The organism is Spirosoma jeollabukense, assembly GCF_054777855.1.
This window is the reverse complement of the sequence record NZ_BAAHAD010000004.1, coordinates 570,748-590,224: the sequence shown is the minus strand read 5'-3', so window position 1 is coordinate 590,224 and position 19,477 is coordinate 570,748. Positions and strand designations below refer to the sequence as shown.

Genomic DNA, 19,477 nt, shown 5'->3' with positions numbered 1-19,477 from the left:
AGAACTCATGTTATAGTTGCATCTGGGAGAGATTTCCAGAACTCAAAATTATTAATAACACTTTGCGTAATTCTCGTACAAAAATTTGGACATTCCCCGTAATTATGAATACCTAAAGCAAAATAAATTTGATTATCACTAATAAAAACGGGACTACCGCTATTTCCTTTTTCTGTATCAATTTTATAAGTAAGCTTGTCCGGTTGATAGCTTTCGACTGGGCCTTCTCCTTTCCACTGGGTTTGTGGTTTATCTTCAGGATAGCCAGCTACGAACAATTTTTTTATAGTAGGATCATTATCTAGCACTATTTTATACCCAAAAAAACATTTTTGTATATTATTATACAATTCATCGTTTTTTAAAATTATTGCTCCATAGTCTCCTTGTTGGTCTCTGCTTTCTTTCCACCCTGTGGTTGTATTGAACCAAGTACTTATTTGGCTGCCAAATGGTGGTATTTCATTCCCTCTTCCGCCTGGTATAACTTCAATTTTTTGCACCCAGCCTGCATTCGTGTACACACAATGCCCAGCCGTGATTATACATCGAGGAGAAATAAAAAATCCCGTACCTCGAAACGGTTCTGAATCATTAGTCAGGTAGATAAGAAGTAGGCAAACCATCCGATAAGGATAACTGATAGGATCGACTTCATCGCGATGATTTGGCCCACAAGCAATTTCAGGAGTAGGCGGATTAAGCAATGCATCAATATGCTCTACTGGCTTACCTTCAGGTAGGTTAACAATATCTCTAGTACGCCCTAATATATTCCGGTTTGTAAAATGTTTGAGTTTAATGAAAGCCTCATTAACTGGGCTAGCCTCAGGTACCTTTCCATTAGTATAAGGTATAGCTTCCGCAGGTTTTTGTACACCTTTTAATAAGTCAGGCCTATTTGATACAGGATCATGTTCACCAGCGACTTGCATCTTTCAGGTATTTAGGGTAAAAGTAAAGCTAACAAAAAGGAAAATAAACGGGAAAAACACCCTAAATCATCGTCTCTTTCCCCCAGGTTTGGAAGAATTTTCTAATTAAGGTTCCTGCAATACTTAATCCATGCATTCACCTCGATTAGCCCTCACGAACGCTGGGTGAACACAACAGCGAAGATGTAACGCGCTAAAAAACAATGTCATATGTTTGCATCGTGTGACAAATCGCACTCCTCGATAGGGTGGCTTTTGGGTTCCTTGGTCGGCTTCGGTCGACAGAGGGCACGCCTAATTGGGGGAGATTTTTTAGACTGCGTGCGACAATGGAAACGCCCCGGTTTAGTAAGTTGATAAAAAACAGATTAGGAAGTAATAACAGGCTTCGCGCTCGGTTTTTAGCGGATTTGTTGCCTGGCGACACCCCTTCAACTCCTCCCGCCTTCCCGGTGACAAGACGCACGTCCCGCAGGACGCTAGGCAGCCTAACCAAACAAGGGTGTAAAGGTTGAGACTCCGTTAGTTTGGTCTATCTTGTGTCCCTATCTATCAGCCCTTGCGGTCATTGGGTGATGCGAACAGGCTGAAAAGCAACGTAGTGGTCGGCGTCGTGTGATAAACCGCCCGGCTCGATAGGGTGGGTTTTTTAAACTCGTTGATTGGCTCACGCGTGACAAAGTAAACGTCCTTAAAAGTCAGACGGCTGTCTGTTAGGCTAGCTCCGGTTGACAATATGAACGCCGTGACTAGGCAAGTTGAGGTTAAGCAAGTTATATTCGACAGCGCAAACACTAGATTGAACAAATTAGATAAATTTGATATATGCCTGAATACCAGAGTACTAGAGGAGAAGTAATTGAAAAGGGAGTATCATTAGAAGCTGGAATTTCCTCTCTGATTGGAATGTTGTTAGACATTGATGTTGAAACTTCACTTTCACTTGGTAGTAAAAACACTTCATTGAGTTTGAACTCAAAAGTTAACTTATTGAGTGATTTAAAATTTGTACCAAAAGAAGTAATATGGCAATTTCAAACGTTTGCTGAGATAAGAAACAAATTTGCACACGTACAGTATGTTGATTCATTCGAAAAATGCTTTGAAATTCTTGCAGATAAAAAGAGCAAGTTCATAAAAACATTTGGCGAAAAAATTGGCGATGATGTAGACGAAGAAATCAAACTCTCAATCTGTTTTTCTTTCTTATGTATGAGCTTGGGAATCTGGCTACAGTTGATTTTGAAAAAAGCTAGTTTTAACAAAAACCAAGACTTAAAAAAAACTTTTGTAGTTGAATTATTGAGGCATTTCTTTAGAATGCCTGAAGATCAAAAAGATTCAATGGAAGAACACTTGAAATGGGTTGATAATTTAATAAATGACATAGAAGTTGACAAAGATTTTATTGAATCGATTGAATACGTAAGAAAACTAAACTTCCATACCGAAGTGGACAATAGTCAATAGTTCTTAGGTTATTGTCCACTTCTAGCGGGTAAATTCCCGTCGACAGGGCAAGTCCCGAAGGAGAGTTTTCAGCACAACTAAATGAGGGTGTAAAGATCTGAACTGCATTTGTTTTTATAACTTTAATACCACTCCATCAACCCTCATGGTCGTTGGGTGGACGTAACAGGATGTAACGTAGTGGTGGGCCTGTCACAGACAGGCCGCACGGCTCGACAAGGGGTTTAGCTTATTTGGCGGGTTGTGGCTGACACAGGAAACGCCCCGCTGTTTGGGTTTGTACCGGTTAGGGGGTTGAGTGCGACAAGGCAAACCGTCTCTGAAAATTATTCTTCAGAGTAGTACATAGTATATAAATGGATTATTTGCCCCTCCGATGACACGCTTGATTGAGTTATAGTAACCTTTGAACTTGGGCTTACTAGATCTTCCAATGCACCGTTGAGAATGGTTTCAATGTATTTCTCTATTTCTTCTTTTGTTTCTCCGCATTGAGATTCTTCAAAACGAAAAATATAAAAGCCAGCCATTGCGTCAGCTTGGTACGCGCCAAGACGATTTAAGTTTCAAGGAGATAAAAAACGCGTTTGCAATTTAAAGAAATTAACGTAGGTTTCGGTTGGCAATAAAGATGCTCAAGCAACTGATTTTGAAGAGTTTGTATGACAGGTTAGATCTGACAAATTTCGCAATATGACGGGAGAGGCTTTTGTTTGGATTTGGTTTTTATGTGGATCGGTAGGCTATTTTATCTTCAAACAAAAAGAAATTCCTGCGGACTACTATAATCGACAACCACAAGATAAAGACATTTGGACGATTGGTTTCATGTTCGCTATTAATGTGCTCGGCGGAGTGCTAACGTTATATTTATCAATTAAAGAATCAGATGCACCAGAAAAAATAAAAATTCAAGAGGAATATGAAAGAAAACTGGAAGAAGAAGCAAAACAGAAAGAGAAAAGAGAACAAAGGATTTTGTATGAAAAGGAATTATCAGAATTAAGAGTTGACGCTTTAAAAAGAATCGCGTGGAGTAGGTACCATTCCACGTCGGGTTATTATGGACATGTCGACAACATGACTGGAAAGGAGTTTGAGCTTTTTGTTGCGTTGCTCTACAGCCACATGGGATATAAAGTTGAACAAATCTCAACAGGTACAGACCAAGGAGTTGATATAGTTTTGACTGACGATGGTGGGATTCGATTCGCTATTCAAACCAAACGTTGGAGTAAAACAGTTGGGAATTCTGCTGTACAAGAAGTTTTAGGCGGTAAAAGATACCAGCGATGTAAGTATGCAATTGTCGTAACCAATTCATATTTCTCACGACAGGCTGTAGAGTTAGCAAGAAGAAGTGGGGTTAAATTGGTAGATGGACAGCAACTAACGGAATTATGTAATAAACATTTTCCTATTGTAAATCCTAAATATATTGAAAGTGAGTATCTCAAAATAGAGCGTTTAGCTATGAAGTGTTTAGGTAAAGTAGATGAATCTTATATTAAAAATTTTATCGGTAGTAGTCAAGAGTTGAATCGAAAAAAGATACAGATTGAAGCTAAATATCAAGATGTAATTTAGGCAAATGTGCTCCAAGTAGGGCAGCTTCCCTGTGATAGCGAGCACGTCTCGGAGGAAGGTTTGCAGCCCAACCGAGAAAGGGAGTAAAGGTTGGTAGGGACAAAATTTAGAGATGAGAATTTAACATTAAGGATGTGACTTATAATTCGCCCTCTTGAAAAAGGAAAAGCCATGCAAGACAATCAATAACAAATAGTGCCATAACCGCTTACAGGCAACAAAATGCATAGCCTAAAGAAAGATGACTATTGAGAATAATAAAGGCTAGTCACAGCCCTTTTTCTATGCCTAAAAGTGAGGAGAACAACTTTTGTTGTACCTAACGTTGTACCTGAAATGAAAAAAGCACTTACCATTTTTGATAAGTGCTTGATTTTCAATGTCGGGGTGGCAGGATTCGAACCTACGACCTCCTGCTCCCAAAGCATACATCTTATAGCTCTATACTTTTCAATATTGTATATAAATACCTGCAATTCAACACTATAAGCGTTATATTGTTTCCGTTGGTTATTGTTAGATTTGGTTGTATTTTTGATAAATGCAAACCGTAATGCAAACCGGTTTGCACGTTCAAAACCCTATCAGCATGGCGGAGCATGGCAAAATAAGAGAAAAGAAGGCGAGCGTTAAGATTGTTTTATGGACATCAAAAACCCTGGCCGATGGATCACACCCTTTTGTCGTTCGGGTTCACAAAGATGGAACCCGCAAGCACATCACAACGGGCCTGAGCTTGCAGCCGCAATATTGGAATCCTAACAAGCACGAAATCCGGCAGAGCTATCCTACTGAAAAACGTAAGGCGCTTGAAAAGGCATTAGACGTGTGGAAAGAGCGGTTTACAGATGCTGCTGAATCACTGTCGGTTAATGATATACGTCATGATGCCAGCAGCATTGTTCACAAGGTTATTGATGAGCGTAAAGACCTGCGGAGATTTCAACTCCTGGAGTACTTCGATGAGCTGATTAATCAGTTTGAGAAAACGGGTAATGTTGGCAACCGTAGAGTGTACCGGGATGTACAGAACGCGTTGCGCCGGTTTGTAGGCGAAGGTCAGGACGCGTCTTTCGATGCTGTCACCGTCAAGTTCTGCAACCAGTGGGAAACCAGGATGAGAAGCGAAGATGTCACAGACAACACCTTATCAATTCGGTTTCGGACTTTACGCGCTGTTTTAAATAAAGCCATTGCCAACGGCTACTCAAAACCTACCTCCTACCCTTTTGCCCGAAACACCGCCGAAACCAACAAATTTCAGATTGGCAAATTCGATACCAAAACCACTAAGCGAGCCATCAGCAAAGCGGACATTCGAAAGATAGAAGCTTACCAGCCTCCGCAGGATGAAGGGAAGTATGCCACTTTACGCAATACGCAGGAGCGCCTACAACTCGCAAAAGACCTATTTCTATTCTCCTACTATTGTGGTGGCATCAATTTCGTGGATATAGCCAATTTACGCTGGTCAAATATTGGCACTGACCTGGATGATAAGCCAAGGTTGACATACACCCGCCAGAAGACCGGGGGTAAGTTTTCGATTCGGTTAATGCCGCAAACCTTGGCTATCCTCGACCGCTATCGACCCGATACAATTCACCCAACCAGTTATGTATTTCCAATTCTTAGTACGGCTTTACATACAACGCCTACACAACGCCAAAACCGGTGCGGTAAAATCATGGGACAAGTCAATGTCGATCTTAAAACCATTGGTGCTTCCGTTGGCATTGCCACGCCACTTACCACATATGTACCACGCCACAGCTTCGCAATGGCTTTAAAGCGTTCAGGAGTCGCTACAGGTATAATCAGCGAAGCGATGGGTCACAGCGACGAGAGAACGACGCAGATATACCTGTCTGATTTTGATACTGATTTAATGGATGCTGCTTTTGAAAATTTATAATGACATGCTTGACAGATCTCAAATATTACAAACAATCAAAAATAGATTGGTCCCAACAACACCTAGTCCACTTAATACGGCTGACTGGGAAATGTTCAAGAAGTATACCTCTGGCAATAGAGAAAATCTACACAGACTATCGCCCCTTCTCCTGTCTAATAAAGACGACTTCTTGAATCGATGGGAGGCAATAAAATCAACTTATGAGGTAATAAAACCAATAGACAGTATTGAAGAAATTTCTTCTGCTCTCAATGAGTTAAAAATATTCTTGGAGATTGCGGCATCAAGAAAATCTCCGCCCAGAACAACTGTAACTTTTCCAGATGGATCAACGGGTACCTGGATGTCGGCCAAAGAGCCATGGATAGACGCTTATTTTGAGGATTTTCTATCCGTTGTCAAGCATTCATTAACAGACTTGGAAAGTTTACAGAGCCTGACTCCAAAGGCTTCTGCTTCAACTCTGCCTAATAAGCTGCAAAAATTTCTAGATGAGATTGCTACGATTGAGAAGAAGATAGGTCCAAACGGAGCTGTTATAAATCCAAGAATGTACGCTCCTGTACGTACACTATGGGCATCAATAAGTGAAAAAGATATACGTGAAACAAGAGGTATTTATTGCGAATGGGTAAAAGATCAGGTTGATTTTGCTAAGAATCAGGTGTTGAACACTTTTATACGAGCGTACAAGACAGACGTGAGAAAACAGCCTGATAAGCAGGCATCTATTTTGTTAGAACACCGAGATGGATATGTAAACCGATTAGCAGAAACATATGCCCCTATTCAAAATTGGTTTTACAGCTTCTGGAATGAGGAAACACAAACTGTTAGTAGTATAGAAGGTCTAGAATTGGAAGTGTTTCATTTCTGCCACGAAAGCAATAAACCATTTGAGGTTGGCCGTACTCTCTTGCATAAGCTCTACGGCGATTGTTTAGCAATAGAGTACTTCAATAAGATGCTTCAATCTACTAGTAAGTTAGAGAAATCTAGCCCCGAAGAAGTCATAAAAAAAGGCAAGCCCCAATACATTAAAGATATTTGGCTAGGTGAGGAGGAGTTTTTTTGGCAAATAGTGAAGACCTACGCAAATAAGTATATAGATGAGGTAGACGGTAGAATCATTTGGGCAAAACAAAATAGTGGAGTCTCTTATTTAGCAGGATTTACATATGTGTGTCAGCAAAAGGGATGGATAGCAAAAAATAGCTACTCAGCTCCTGACTTCAAACGAGTCTATCAAAACACATTCAACATAGAATTTGATGAAAAGCCATTTAAGCCTAATAACTTAACCAGCCTTGACTCTATATACCTTGACCCTTTTAAGGGCATCTCTCATAAAGTGAAATAGAGTTCAAAATCCCGATAATCCCGATAATCACTATTTTATTTAATCGGGATTATCGGGACAAAATGCCAAAATTATTGCTATACTATTGTAGCCAGAATCTAACATAAACGATCTGGCTATGATTAATCCATTTCAAGAGCTCGCGGAGAGATTAAGCAATATTGAAGGTTTGTTGCTTGATCTCAAACGCTCTTCAAACACTTCCTCAACTCTTGTTGACGCCGAACCATATGGAGATTTCCATTGGTTACGCGGCACCTGCCCAGGTATCCCCGCAAGCACACTACGGATTAAGTCGGCAGCAGGTGAAATTCCAGGCGTTGTCAAATTTGGCAAACGCGTCTTATATGAAAAGGCGCTTGTTCTGAACTGGCTTCGCTCTCAGACTCGTCAACTGAGTAGCACTGCCCTAATCGATCAGCAAGCTGAAGAACAGTTCAACCGTCAGCTAGGTAAAAGAGGAGGTGCGCGCGTATGAGACAGCACCTTATTACCTACCCCAAGGAGCGGTTATCAAAGACCGAATCAACAGCTCTCAAACAACTTGTAGCGCTTAAGGAATTATACCTTGCTACCCGCTATCCCAACGTTCCGGCCAGCTTTCGACCAAAGCCCAAATACGAAGACAGAACAGCGAATGGATTAACACGATGCATTCTGGATTTTATTAAGTTCTCTGGTGGCTTTGCTACTCGTATTCAATCACAAGGCCAGTACCGGCCGGGCGCCGGTGGTAGAAAAGGAATGTACACTTACGGAACGACGCGTAAGGGCACTGCGGACATCCATGCCGTCATTAACGGGCTGCACCTCTCGCTGGAAATAAAAGTAGGGGCTGACCGAATGAGTGATGCCCAGCGGCAGATGCAAGCCGACATCCAGAAGGCGGGCGGGCTCTATTACGTCGCTCGGGACTTCGACTCGTTCATGATCTGGTTTAACGCCCAGTTCTCCGCTTTACCACTCGCCTAGCCGCCATAAAAACGCCCTCGGGGGCAACCGAAGGCGTTGAAAATCTTGACAACATGACAACTGAAGAACAGGACAAAGATACGTACAGGCCGCCATTTTTCGATATGTCGGATGAAGAATTAGCCGCGTCCGCAGCCTTCGACTTCACCACCGAAGAACCAGCACAAAGCCGGACAGAGCAACCCCACCAGAATCAGTCAAATAAGCCACAATCGATTCTGGACCGGCTACTGAGTAAAGAACAGATGTTGAGTTATGCGGCCACTCAGCCCGTAGTTTTTAGTCCTCCGCTGATTAGTCGGGGTGATACGGGTGTTATTGGACGCAATACGATCAATATCATCCAAGGCGCGTTTGGTTCGCACAAGTCCCGATGGGCTGAGTTGTTAGCCGCCTTGATGCTTACGGGCAATGACAATGATGATCCGCAGTATCTGGAGTTCAAAAAAGCCATGCTTGAACGCTTTTGTGTGTGCTACATCGACACAGAACGCAACCTGACCGAGGAATTACCTTACGCCGTTCAGGGTATTAAACTACGGGCGGGGTACCGGTTGGACCAAACCCCTGAGCACTTCCGGTTTACTTCCATAAAAGGCGAAGAACGGAAAGATCGCTTCAAAGCCATCGAAACGTTTATACACCACGTTCGCGCCCAGACGAGCCTACACCTGTTCTGTTTGATTGATGTCGTTACCGATGCCATAGGCGACTTTAACGACCCCAAAGAATCAATGAAGTTGTTTGATTTCCTGGGCAACCTCTGCGACAACTACGATGCAACGTTTTTGCTGGTCATCCACCAGAATCCCGGCACGGAAAAAGCTAGAGGCCATACCGGTACCGAAGCCGCCAATAAAGCCAGTACCGTTTTACAAATCGGGCTGGAGAAAGACGCCAATGGCAATGATACGGACCTGATTAAACTGCGGTACTTAAAACTGCGACGGGGCAAGAAACCCGAACCGCTGTTTCTTCAATTCTGCAAAGAGTCCAATGGCCTACAATTGGCGGGTAGTGAAGCCATCGCCAATCACGTCAACCACCGCAAACACAAAGCCGATACCGAGGACATCGCCGATCGATTAGTGACGCTGTTGTCAGAAGGTCCACTCGCTAAAAACGAAGTCTGGGCAGTACTAACGTCCGAGTTTGGGGCGAAGAACGCAACCATTCGCGAACGACTCAAATGCATCATGGACGAACAGCCTGCGATGTACGATGAGGAGGGTCTGGCCGTCCGATTGACTGATTACAAAGAGGGTCGCAACCAGTTTTTTAAACTTTCTCCAATCGAGTGAAACGAAGGTGCCAACTGCCAAACCCCTTATATAGCCTTTGGCAGTTGGCAGTATCAAATCATCCTGCCAAAAACCGTTTGGCACCTTTTTTAGCAGTTAGCAGTATGGAAACTCAAGCCTTTCGCCCTACCCTGTTAGACGTACCCATCAGCTATTTTGAGTACGACCACCAGCGGGATACATTCGGCAATGTGCCTGCTCAGCAGACCACCCTACGACGCATGGGCACAACCAAGTTTTATCGCGATCCGATCGAAGCTATCCGCGCCGAATCCGACAAGACGATTCAGGATACATTGAAAAAACAGCTACCCGCTTTTACCCCCGTTGCCTGGCTCCACCACCGCCGACGTGACACCAGTTTTAGCCAGAAGATTCGTCAGCAGTGGCCGCTATTGATGGGGGATGTAGACAAGAAAGATAATCCAGGTATCAATATGGCTGAACTCAAAAAGCACCTTACCCGCTTGCCCTACGTGTTGCTTTGCGCCTATTCGGTTCGGGGAGGACTCTGGTTTGTGGTACGGCTGCCGGATGAACAAACACCCGAGACGCTAGCTGCTCACTTTCGCTATCTACAAAAGCTCTTCAGTCATAAGCTCGGCGTAAAACTGGATACGACCAAGGGTGGCAATCCAACGGATTTGCGCTTTGTCAGCTACGATGCAGATCCCCACGTCCAGGAAGATGCTACGGTAATGGTTGGCACTTACACACCACCCCCACCAAAGCCCCGTGTGGTCGATTACAGCCGCGCCGATGGGGAAGATGAAGGCCAACTCTTAGCCCAATTGGTTCGCTTCACCAAAAGCGCAGGCGAGGGCGAGCGACACGCCACGTTGTTGAAGGCGTCCAAGTTAGCGGGTGGATTCGTTGCCGCTGGGCGCATAGATGAGCAGACCGCTGTTTATGCCCTGGAGACGGTAGCTAGCGAATGGCCAACATTCAGCAAATCTCAGAAGACAATTCGCGATGGAGTACGCTACGGGCTCACCAGTCCTGTTTATCCAGAAGCAAAACCCGATCGCGAAAGCTACCGAACCGCCCAGCCTTTTTACGCTAAAACGATACTGCCAACTGCCAAACCCCCTATAGGCACTTTGGCAGTTGGCACCATTGAAATACCCCCGATCACTGCCGCTGCCGCTACTGAGCCAATAGCTTGCCGAAGCCCTATTTTCAAGCCTGATGAATCGCAATTGGAACGCCTTCATGTAAAGCCGGTTGATAGTTACCCCGCCGAATGGGACGAACCAAGCCACGCCGGTGCTGTGCCCAGAATTAAAGAACTCACATTCTTCGAGTGGCAGCGAAAGCATCCACCCTTCAATCAATTGGGCCTTGCCTCGCTGCCCCCTAAGCAACAATCATGACACAGACTCATCTATCAAGCGCAGGGGCCTCCCTATTGTGGGTCGAGGTAACAGCCCCAGACGTTGCTCGGCATTGGGCACGCAGTAGTCGCATTTTTGCCGGCGTAAATCAGCCTGAGCAGGCCGTCATTCTTTGTCGCTTAAAAGCCGGTCAGCGCATCGATTGCGAGGAATTGGGCATTATCCTACACTGCCCACCCATGTCTAGAAGTGACCAGAAACGCCTGGCGCACCTGAATAGCTTTGAAGAAGGTGGCTTCCGATTAACCACGTTCCGCTCGGATACCGCCCTGTTTCACAAAAATGGTCAGGACTATTATTGCCTGCGGGAAATGGTCGAGCGGGGCTACCTACCCACACCGGCCATTGCCATCAACAAGCTCAACACGGTGGTCACTACCCTGGACGGCAGGCTGATTGATGTGTTTGTGCCCATCGGCTTAGCCACCATTAACTTTTTTATCCCCAGGTAATCTCTCATTCAATATAACTCCAAACAAACCAAATTATGAACACGACCCCCGCGTACCTGGTCTGCCATAACCACTCGACCGCTCCCATTACCCGCACGTTCTTTACGCACGAGAACTTGCTGACAGCCCGTAAAGCCGCCTTCACCTTTGTCGAGTCGCTGTTTGCTGCCCGGCTGGAGGAGTATTTGCATCACGACAAAACGGAAGTCTATCTGGTCGAGATCACCGAACCCAATGACCCGACTCCTACCATCATTGCCCGACTCCTGTACAAACCCGGCCACGAGATAAGTGTCGAGCAGGAACGCCGGGCCAGTAAAGAAAAACTCCTGGATTTGCAACGCGAGTTCACCTACTACCAGACGCATACGCATGCTATTGGCTTTGGAGCTTTTGGCTTCTCGGTGAGTCTGGACCACGAGCCAACCCCGATTAGTCACATCACCATACTCTACGAAGCAATGGCCTCCGCCATGGTTGCCCTGGCACTATACGGGAGCCCTCAGGATACGTCGTTCTCGTTCGATTACTGGCAGCCCGATGACCGGATACGACTCGTCCCTATTCCTTGCTAAAACAACCCTTATTTTGTATCTTACTATCTGATAATCAGTACAATTACTATGGAAACTAAACCACGAGGAGCCCCCACCAAGTACAAGCCCGAGTTCGCCGAACAGGCTCGTAAGTATTGCCTGCTGGAGGGCGCAACCGATGAGGAACTAGCTGCCAACTTTGGCGTAACTATCCGTACACTGGACAACTGGAAAAACAAGTATCCTGATTTTTTGCGGGGAGTCCTAGAAGGAAAAAAAGTAGCCGATGCCAACGTAGCTGAAGGCTTCTATAAACGGGCGGTGGGCTATGAGTATACCGAAACAACCTTTGAGAAGGTAGACGATAAAAAGATGCTGGAAGCGACACCCGACGCTTTGATAACGACCGATGCCTACAAGAAGAAAATCGTTACCAAGCACCTGCCACCCGATGCAGGCGCGGCTCTGAACTGGCTCAAGAATCGCCAGCCTGCCAAGTGGCGCGATAAGGTAGAAGTGGCTCACTCAGGCAAGTTAGAGACTTCGGAACTGGGTGCGCTGAGCGACGCCCAACTTGCCCAGTTACTAGCTGACCTGGAAACCAAACTGAATCGTGGAAACACTGAGCCCTGATCTGATCCGCATCGAGCAGGTACGCCGGGAGATGGCCCGTAGGGACTTTGCCCGGTTCGTACCCCAGATCAAACCCGACTACCAGATGACCTGGTTTCACGAAGTGATCTGCGATCGCCTGCAACGCTTCGCCAAGAAAGAGTTTACCCGCCTGATGGTGTTCATGCCGCCCCAGAACGGCAAGAGCGAAGTCGCCACTCGCTCCCTGCCCCCGTATCTATTTGGGCTGAATCCCAACCTGCGTATGGCGGTGCTGAGCTACTCAGCGTCCAAAGCCAAGAAGTTCAACCGGGAAATCCAGCAGCGCTTGACGAGTCCACGCTACCAGGCTTTGTTTCCCCAGGTTAGACTAGCCTCGGCCAAAGACGAAGCCATTGCCCGCACCACCGAGCAGTTTGAACTGGTAGGCTTTGCCGGGTCGCTCAAGACTGTTGGCAGGCAGGGGCCCCTGACGGGCGATCCGGTGGATGTGGCCATACTGGATGATCTCTTGAAAGACCGACAGGAAGCCCAGTCGCTCACCATCCGGGAGAATACCTGGGACTGGATAGTCGATGTAGTCGAAACCCGCTTTCACAACCAGAGTCAGATTCTCTACGTCACCACGCGCTGGGATGAGGATGACCCGGCCGGGCGCTTTCTGGAGCGTGACGGGTATCGTTCGGAGTCGAATCCCACGGGTTGGGAGGTGATCAGCTTTCCCGCCCTGAAGACTGCGGACATCGTGCCCTATGATCCCCGCGCGGTGGGCGCTGCATTGTGGCCTGAACGTCACTCCCTGGAACGGATGGAAGAGATTCGGCGCAACAGCCCGTTTAGCTTTAATTCGCTCTACCAACAGGACCCACGCCCGTCTACCGAGGCCATGGTGTTTCCGGACTGGATCGAGGTCGAAGACTTCCCGCACTGTGATGTGCAGTTCTACGGCATTGACTTTGGCTATACCAACGACCCCACCACGCTGATCAGGATTGGCATTAGTGGGCCCGATATGTACCTCGACGAGCTGGTTTATGCCACGGGCCTGACCAATCCCGATATTTTGCAGCGGGCGCATTTAGCCGGTGTAACGCAGTACGAGGAAGTCATTGCCGATTCGGCCGAACCAAAGAGCATTGAAGAGTTAAGTCGCGGGGTAACGGCGTCGTCTGGCGACTGGCTGCACGGGCTTAACATCAAGGGGTGCACCAAAGGGCCGGGCTCGGTGATTGCCGGGATTCAGAAGCTCAGCGAGTACACCGTCCACTACACCAAACGGAGTCTGAACATCAAACGGGAAGTGAGAAACTACCAGTGGCTCATGGCGAACGGCATAGCAACGAATACGCCTATTGACGCCTACAATCACGCCCTGGACGCCGTTCGAAGCGCAGTCTATACCAAGTACGATCAACCCGTCAGTCGGGGCTACAGAACCACCAAGATTCCCGCTAAAACGCCCCGGCTCACCTGGCGCTAAGGCAATACACCAATCATTAATTTCTAAACAGACAGCTCAGATGAACGATGGACTTTATTTAAATGATACGTGGGTCGCCGAGGTAGCCCCCGTCCTCAACTTTCAGGTCAATGATCTGACCAAACCCGATAAACTTTCGGCGAACTACGCCCTGACCTTTCAACTACCTGATACCCTGCTCCTTCGGGATCTACTCGAAAACGCCGAACAGGTCGACGCGGGCGGCCGCTACCCTTATGAGAACCCGTCTGCTCAACTCTACGAAGAGGGGGAGTTGATCTTTTCGGGATTTGCCAAGCTCAAAAGCTTTTCGGCAGGCTGGAAGGTCGACCTGATACAAGCCACCAAAGACCTGTTTGAAGCACTGGGGAATAAATCGCTGCGGGATCTGGACCTTTCCCGCTTTGATCATCCGTGGAATCTCTCTACTATTTCATCCCTGGCAGGTGCCACCGTGGGCGCGGTGTACCCGGTTATCGATTACGGCAGCTTTGACGGCAAAGCCTTTGCCGCGGATAGCATTTTCCCCGCGGTGTATGTTCATACCCTTATTCGCCAAATGCTTTTAGAAACCGGCTACCACGCTTCAGGGGGCTGGCTAGATGAGGATTTAATTAAGCGCCTGGCCCTGCCCTTCGTGGATGATGAACCTAAGAGCCGAGATGGGCAGTGGGTGGAGGATCGGTCAGCCAGGGTTACCGTCGGCCCGCGCACTACTCCGGAAAATCCGCCTTACTATACCAACAAGGAAATTGATTTTAATCCTGTCTCGTATACGGTGGATAATGAAATTGAGCACGGCTGGACGGATGGCAAGCAGAATAATTTCAACACCCTCCTGAATGCCTACATTCCCGATACGGCCATGCGGCTGCATGTGCAGGCCTACCAGGAATTCTCAGTCGATGTGCAGTTTGGCGCGGTGGAGGCCACGCTTCAGGTTCTGGTCAACGGTCAGAATATGGCCCAGGAATACTGGTCGGTGTCGGGGCCTTACAACCCTTCCGGCACTAAAATAGACTATATCAAACTGGACGAGTTCGTCAACGTCAAAAAAGGGGACCAGGTCACCATTCGCTTTACCTACAACAAACGGACAACGTTTGCGCAGTCGCACCAGTTTTTTCCCATCAATCCCCAAACGATGTGGGCCGAGTTTTCCCCTGATGCGTCTGTTCGCAATAGCGACTACTGGCCAGTAGCCAGAAATCTGCCCGATCTGAGTTGTAGTGACCTGCTCAAAACCATTGCCCTGATAAGCTCGGCTACGCTTCAGGTAGATGAGGTCAAAAAGACCGTTCGACTGATTACCCTGGACTCGGTGATTGCCAAAACGGCGGAAGCGGTAGACTGGTCAACAAGGGTAGAAGAGTCCGAAGAACCCGAGCTAAGTGCCACCCTCGAACCTTATGGCCAGGCCAACAGCCTGAAGTGGAAAGAGCTGGATAAGGTGTCTCCCTTTGGGGACGGATTGGTCCGCAGTGGGGCGGCCAATTTGCCCGCTACGGCGGAGCTGTTCACCCTGCCCTTTGCGGCCTGTCTGCCATCGGGCAAGAGTATTGCCGATTATGGCAATCCCGTTCAGATCATCACCCGCATTCTCTCGGGCACGGGCACCGAAAAAACCCTGACCCGCACGGCCACTACCCCCAGACTGATTCTAATTGAAGCGGGCAAAACTCTGGAAGTACAGGCCAACCGGCTCACGGAAGAAAACACGGTTAGAAACGAGAATGTGATCCTAACCGGGGCCTGGTGGGGCGAACGGCCGGTGGGCCTGGAAACGCTGGAGAATCGCTTCACGCTGGCCTTTGACCGGGTGGCCACCTTCCAACGGGAACAAACCCTGATTCAGCGCTATTTCTCAGGTTTGAAACGGGTTCTTCGTCGGCCCCGCTCGCTCTCGGTACCGGTGTATTTGCGTCCCGAAGACATATCGACGCTGGATCTTACTGTACCTATTCGATTGACGCAGGTTCGGGCCGGGTCGCTGGATATATCCGATTGCTATTTCTACCTCAACCAGATTGAGAATTATTCACCCGGACAGCCCTGCCGATTGAACGTCGTGCCCTACTTTTAACGAGATGCGTTGCCGCTAGCCACTAACTCAATAGGGCCACAGGTTCGGCGGAATTAAAGTAACGTTGTTAAAATAGCAGGCGGCTCTTCAACGGTGGGGAGCCGCTTTTGTATGTATGCCTTTTTTTTATTCGCCCTGAATTCTTGTCGATTCGGGGCTTTTTTATGACCGTTTAGTAAATCTGAAAGTAGGAATGAAAGGTATTTGTATTCTTTGTTGCCTAACCTGAGAAGCGACAATCCACATGGCTGACTTGCAACTCCTATCCGAGTCATTTATTCAATTCTTCGCTCAACACCTTCCTCAGCTAGATAGCACCTACAACTGGCCAGTTGGTGCTAAAGCGAGAGAGGGGCTTTCTACCTTTAAGTGGCACCCAAAGTCAGGTAATCTTGAGGAGTGTATTGCGTTGAAGCATTATCTAACGGAGTCTTGGTCGAAGGCTGATGCTGAAGAAAAAGCGAAACTAGCCAAATGGATCGTGGCTGACTGGGGCGGGGTTCGAGGAAACCACTCTGTAACTTTACAGGCTCATTTAAATCAGATTGAGAACGATGCAAGGCCATTAAAAGGCGTGGCGAGCTATTCCAAAATTCTCTCCGTAGTAAATTGCACTCAATACGCCATCTATGATGCACGGGTAGCCGTCAGTTTGAATGCGGTTCAAATGACGATAGGGTCGACTAAGCCCGTCTTTTTTCAATACGTTCCTAGCCAAAATAAAACCATACAAGCTTTTGCCAAAGCCTACCCCATTCAGGAATTGGTTGGTAACCGCAAGTGGGATAAAGTAGCGCGTGATGCCACTTACACTACCTACCTGGAACTGCTTCACAAGTTAAAGAGCCATTTTACTGACACGGAAATCTACCACTTAGAAATGACTTTGTTCAGTTTGGCTCCTGACTTCTGCAAGCAGTTATTGAATAAGTAAGCTCAATCACAGACAATTTCGTCAAACGAAATATACCCATGACGGTAGGGGTTTGCAGAGGCTAGTGTCTCGCATTTATGAAACGCTAAAAGTTAAACCGTTAGCTTAGCGCTATAAGTTACTTTATCCCAACAGTTGTTTTCCAACCTTCCACGTAGCGCTGTAAAATCAATGAAAGCTAATTTTAGTGATGCCTTGAACGTCCAATATTTTGAAGATTATGGAGTTCGATCAACAAGACCGTATGCAGAGGTTCGCCACCCTGAATTGAATGAGTTTCGATTAATCTTTGGCTCAAATGGTTATGTTCTTAAAAATAAAGTTGATGCTTATGTCGAGAAGCTGAGAGATAAATGGGATAAGCTTCAAGCTAAGAATAATATTATCTACACCAAAGAAGCAGGGTTAAAGCAAGCTGAAATGCAAACCAAGCATGCCAAACAGGCTCTGCAAGATGTTGATGAGATATTACTTTTTACGTTAGGTATTGATGATACGGTTAACTGGAACTCACTCAAGAGCCATGCTACGTTTTCTACTCCACATCCGCAAAATTCATTAGCATTACGGGTTGCCAGGCTAAAAGTGCCAATGCAACCAACATATCAGGCAATACCTAAAGAGCCATTCTATATAGAGCCTGACCTTCTTTTTCTGGATAAAGTTATTAAGCCATTCGGCAATAAAAAGCGGGCCATTGCTCAGCAAGAGTATGAAATGGCCTACTCTCTATGGCAGTCAAAAAAGGAAGCGATTGAACAAAAGAACAAAGAGCTCGCTGAGAGTTATGAAGCAGCCATGGTTGTTTTTAAGCATCAACGGGACCAGATTGATGCTCAAATAGTGAAAGAAACTAGTGAGTGGGAGCAACTGCGAAAAGAATTTGAGGCTCAGCAGGAATTGGACAATGCCAGTGTAGATCAACTACAGGCTGATTATTATAATAAAGCGCCTGCCGCGGTTATGGAGTACTGCGAGATTGTCCTTAATAACTCATTATATCCAGAATCCTTTCCAAAGAACTATGAGCTAGATTATAATCCCGATAATGGAATTCTAGTTGTTGAATTTACCCTGCCAGCTATTGATGATTTGCCTACGCTACAGGAGGTCAAATACAACGCAACTAAGCAGGAGTTTAAGGAATACCATTTGTCTGAAACACAGGTCACAAAAAAATACGATAATGTAATCTATCAGATCGTGCTGCGAAGCATACATGAGTTATTCGAAGCAGACAAAGCCGAGGCCTTGACAGCGGTAAACTTCAATGGTTGGGTCAACACGCTAGACAAAGCTGTTGGCAAAAGGGTCAATACCTGTATTGTCTCTATCCAAGTACGAAAAGAAGAATTTTTAGGCATAGAGCTTCAACACGTCGATCCTAAAGCCTGCTTCAAAAACTTAAAAGGGGTTGGCAGCAGCAAGTTGAGCGGTATCACGGCTGTTCAGCCTATCATAAAAATCGAACGGGGCGATCGGCGCTTTGTTGAACACTATGATGTAGCGCACACATTAGATAGCTCAGTTAACTTGGCAACAATGGATTGGCAAGACTTTGAACACTTAATTCGTGAAGTATTCGCCAAAGAATTTAATTCGGGTGGAGGAGAGGTAAAAATCACCCAAGCTAGCCGTGATGGTGGTGTTGATGCTATTGCCTTTGACCCTGACCCTATTCGTGGTGGAAAAATCGTCATTCAGGCTAAAAGGTACACTAACACAGTAGGCGTGTCTGCCGTTCGTGATCTATATGGAACTATTATGAATGAAGGTGCGACAAAGGGTATTCTCGTAACAACTACTGATTATGGCTCAGATTCTTATGACTTTGCCAAAGGCAAGCCGATTACACTATTAAACGGAGCCAACCTTCTGTATTTATTAGAAAAACATGGTCATGCAGCACGGATCAACATTAAAGAAGCTAAGCAAAACAGGGTGGCATAAATGCCTATTACAAAATTAACTATCAAGTCTCTTGCGTGATATACTTTACAAAAAGACCCGGCACTAGCAGTACCGGGTTTTTACTAACCCACTCTATGAGAAAGGCGGCTTAGCCCTCCAGTTCTTTTATTTTGCTTTCGACAAACTCATTCATCTGCACCTGAAACTGCCGTAGCTGCTGGACCGTGTTTAAGGCCGCAGGAGCGCTTAAATTACGTAAGGGGTCACCTTCACCCCTGAGCAGGTATTCGGCCGATATACGGGGCTCTACGGCGCATATACGTTCGACTAGATCAAAACTAGGTCGTCGTTCACCATTTAGGATGTTAAATACTGAAGACCGGTTTAATCCATGCTGATTAGCAAAGCGATGGGGAGAGGTCTGAAGCTCGCTAAAGGCTGTACGGATGCGCTCAGCAAAGGGTAACATAAGTATGGGTCTTTAGATTAGTCAAAGTTAATACTTTGGACCTATTATGCAAGATTAGTATTA

At 46.3% G+C, this 19,477-nt stretch carries 18 protein-coding genes; 15 read left to right on the top strand and 3 right to left on the bottom strand.

Going from position 1 to position 19,477, the window contains the following annotated elements; genetic code table 11:
* Nucleotides 1-5: 5 nt before the first annotated feature.
* Both ACYVEA_RS19305 and ACYVEA_RS19300 read right to left on the bottom strand, forming a co-directional pair.
* The gene (locus ACYVEA_RS19305) at nt 6-935 is read right to left on the bottom strand and encodes a trypsin-like serine peptidase (RefSeq protein ID WP_461115064.1); all 930 of its coding nucleotides are present in this window, start codon (nt 933-935) and stop codon (nt 6-8) included.
* 552 nt (nt 936-1,487) lie between these two features.
* A complete protein-coding gene (locus tag ACYVEA_RS19300) occupies nt 1,488-1,670 on the bottom strand; it encodes a hypothetical protein (protein WP_461115063.1) in 183 nt (60 codons plus the stop codon).
* A 90-nt stretch (nt 1,671-1,760) separates the two neighbouring features.
* Between ACYVEA_RS19300 and ACYVEA_RS19295 the strand changes: the two genes are divergently transcribed.
* The 15 genes from ACYVEA_RS19295 to ACYVEA_RS19225 all read left to right on the top strand — a co-directional run bounded on the left by ACYVEA_RS19295 (nt 1,761) and on the right by ACYVEA_RS19225 (nt 18,984).
* Nucleotides 1,761-2,405 (top strand): hypothetical protein, encoded by a 645-nt coding sequence (locus ACYVEA_RS19295; protein ID WP_461115062.1) that lies wholly within the window; start codon nt 1,761-1,763, stop codon nt 2,403-2,405.
* A 693-nt stretch (nt 2,406-3,098) separates the two neighbouring features.
* Nucleotides 3,099-3,992 (top strand): restriction endonuclease, encoded by an 894-nt coding sequence (locus tag ACYVEA_RS19290; protein WP_461115061.1) that lies wholly within the window; start codon nt 3,099-3,101, stop codon nt 3,990-3,992.
* A 553-nt stretch (nt 3,993-4,545) separates the two neighbouring features.
* The gene (locus ACYVEA_RS19285; protein WP_461115060.1) at nt 4,546-5,907 is read left to right on the top strand and encodes a site-specific integrase; all 1,362 of its coding nucleotides are present in this window, start codon (nt 4,546-4,548) and stop codon (nt 5,905-5,907) included.
* A 4-nt stretch (nt 5,908-5,911) separates the two neighbouring features.
* Nucleotides 5,912-7,270, top strand: coding sequence for a hypothetical protein (locus ACYVEA_RS19280; RefSeq protein WP_461115059.1), 1,359 nt, complete (start codon nt 5,912-5,914; stop codon nt 7,268-7,270).
* A gap of 118 nt (nt 7,271-7,388) precedes the next feature.
* The gene (locus tag ACYVEA_RS19275; RefSeq protein ID WP_461115058.1) at nt 7,389-7,748 is read left to right on the top strand and encodes a hypothetical protein; all 360 of its coding nucleotides are present in this window, start codon (nt 7,389-7,391) and stop codon (nt 7,746-7,748) included.
* A complete protein-coding gene (locus tag ACYVEA_RS19270; RefSeq protein ID WP_461115057.1) occupies nt 7,745-8,242 on the top strand; it encodes a hypothetical protein in 498 nt (165 codons plus the stop codon). The genes ACYVEA_RS19275 and ACYVEA_RS19270 overlap by 4 nt, the downstream gene beginning before the upstream one ends.
* Before the next feature lie 53 nt (nt 8,243-8,295).
* The gene (locus ACYVEA_RS19265) at nt 8,296-9,543 is read left to right on the top strand and encodes an AAA family ATPase (RefSeq protein ID WP_461115056.1); all 1,248 of its coding nucleotides are present in this window, start codon (nt 8,296-8,298) and stop codon (nt 9,541-9,543) included.
* Between the two features lie 104 nt (nt 9,544-9,647).
* The gene (locus ACYVEA_RS19260) at nt 9,648-10,916 is read left to right on the top strand and encodes a BT4734/BF3469 family protein (RefSeq protein WP_461115055.1); all 1,269 of its coding nucleotides are present in this window, start codon (nt 9,648-9,650) and stop codon (nt 10,914-10,916) included.
* Nucleotides 10,913-11,389, top strand: a complete 477-nt coding sequence (locus tag ACYVEA_RS19255; protein ID WP_461115054.1) for a hypothetical protein — start codon at nt 10,913-10,915, stop codon at nt 11,387-11,389. Before ACYVEA_RS19260 ends, ACYVEA_RS19255 begins: the two co-directional genes overlap by 4 nt.
* A gap of 35 nt (nt 11,390-11,424) precedes the next feature.
* Entirely contained in the window at nt 11,425-11,964 is a 540-nt protein-coding gene (locus ACYVEA_RS19250; RefSeq protein ID WP_461115053.1) for a hypothetical protein, read from the top strand.
* A gap of 48 nt (nt 11,965-12,012) precedes the next feature.
* Complete coding sequence (locus ACYVEA_RS19245; protein WP_461115052.1) at nt 12,013-12,558, top strand: helix-turn-helix domain-containing protein; 546 nt, start codon at nt 12,013-12,015, stop codon at nt 12,556-12,558.
* Nucleotides 12,539-14,017 (top strand): terminase large subunit, encoded by a 1,479-nt coding sequence (locus tag ACYVEA_RS19240; protein WP_461115051.1) that lies wholly within the window; start codon nt 12,539-12,541, stop codon nt 14,015-14,017. The genes ACYVEA_RS19245 and ACYVEA_RS19240 overlap by 20 nt, the downstream gene beginning before the upstream one ends.
* Nucleotides 14,018-14,057: 40 nt before the next feature.
* Nucleotides 14,058-16,100 (top strand): hypothetical protein, encoded by a 2,043-nt coding sequence (locus tag ACYVEA_RS19235; protein ID WP_461115050.1) that lies wholly within the window; start codon nt 14,058-14,060, stop codon nt 16,098-16,100.
* A 244-nt stretch (nt 16,101-16,344) separates the two neighbouring features.
* Nucleotides 16,345-17,034 (top strand): hypothetical protein, encoded by a 690-nt coding sequence (locus ACYVEA_RS19230; RefSeq protein WP_461115049.1) that lies wholly within the window; start codon nt 16,345-16,347, stop codon nt 17,032-17,034.
* A gap of 171 nt (nt 17,035-17,205) precedes the next feature.
* On the top strand, nt 17,206-18,984 hold the full coding sequence (locus ACYVEA_RS19225) for a restriction endonuclease (RefSeq protein WP_461115048.1): 1,779 nt from the start codon (nt 17,206-17,208) through the stop codon (nt 18,982-18,984).
* 109 nt (nt 18,985-19,093) lie between these two features.
* Here the strand turns inward: ACYVEA_RS19225 and ACYVEA_RS19220 are convergent, their stop codons facing one another.
* Nucleotides 19,094-19,414, bottom strand: a complete 321-nt coding sequence (locus tag ACYVEA_RS19220; protein ID WP_461115047.1) for a helix-turn-helix domain-containing protein — start codon at nt 19,412-19,414, stop codon at nt 19,094-19,096.
* Nucleotides 19,415-19,477: the final 63 nt, after the last annotated feature.

What these genes read in the sequence shown, in the direction of transcription:
- ACYVEA_RS19225 (WP_461115048.1), top strand. Translation starts at nt 17,206, where the DNA reads ATGAAAGCTAATTTTAGTGATGCCTTGAACGTCCAATATTTTGAAGAT.
- ACYVEA_RS19220 (WP_461115047.1), bottom strand. Translation starts at nt 19,414, where the DNA reads ATGTTACCCTTTGCTGAGCGCATCCGTACAGCCTTTAGCGAGCTTCAG.
- ACYVEA_RS19265 (WP_461115056.1), top strand. Translation starts at nt 8,296, where the DNA reads ATGACAACTGAAGAACAGGACAAAGATACGTACAGGCCGCCATTTTTC.
- ACYVEA_RS19255 (WP_461115054.1), top strand. Translation starts at nt 10,913, where the DNA reads ATGACACAGACTCATCTATCAAGCGCAGGGGCCTCCCTATTGTGGGTC.
- ACYVEA_RS19295 (WP_461115062.1), top strand. Translation starts at nt 1,761, where the DNA reads ATGCCTGAATACCAGAGTACTAGAGGAGAAGTAATTGAAAAGGGAGTA.
- ACYVEA_RS19250 (WP_461115053.1), top strand. Translation starts at nt 11,425, where the DNA reads ATGAACACGACCCCCGCGTACCTGGTCTGCCATAACCACTCGACCGCT.
- ACYVEA_RS19280 (WP_461115059.1), top strand. Translation starts at nt 5,912, where the DNA reads ATGCTTGACAGATCTCAAATATTACAAACAATCAAAAATAGATTGGTC.
- ACYVEA_RS19270 (WP_461115057.1), top strand. Translation starts at nt 7,745, where the DNA reads ATGAGACAGCACCTTATTACCTACCCCAAGGAGCGGTTATCAAAGACC.
- ACYVEA_RS19230 (WP_461115049.1), top strand. Translation starts at nt 16,345, where the DNA reads ATGGCTGACTTGCAACTCCTATCCGAGTCATTTATTCAATTCTTCGCT.
- ACYVEA_RS19245 (WP_461115052.1), top strand. Translation starts at nt 12,013, where the DNA reads ATGGAAACTAAACCACGAGGAGCCCCCACCAAGTACAAGCCCGAGTTC.
- ACYVEA_RS19305 (WP_461115064.1), bottom strand. Translation starts at nt 935, where the DNA reads ATGCAAGTCGCTGGTGAACATGATCCTGTATCAAATAGGCCTGACTTA.
- ACYVEA_RS19285 (WP_461115060.1), top strand. Translation starts at nt 4,546, where the DNA reads ATGCAAACCGGTTTGCACGTTCAAAACCCTATCAGCATGGCGGAGCAT.
- ACYVEA_RS19260 (WP_461115055.1), top strand. Translation starts at nt 9,648, where the DNA reads ATGGAAACTCAAGCCTTTCGCCCTACCCTGTTAGACGTACCCATCAGC.
- ACYVEA_RS19290 (WP_461115061.1), top strand. Translation starts at nt 3,099, where the DNA reads ATGACGGGAGAGGCTTTTGTTTGGATTTGGTTTTTATGTGGATCGGTA.
- ACYVEA_RS19235 (WP_461115050.1), top strand. Translation starts at nt 14,058, where the DNA reads ATGAACGATGGACTTTATTTAAATGATACGTGGGTCGCCGAGGTAGCC.
- ACYVEA_RS19275 (WP_461115058.1), top strand. Translation starts at nt 7,389, where the DNA reads ATGATTAATCCATTTCAAGAGCTCGCGGAGAGATTAAGCAATATTGAA.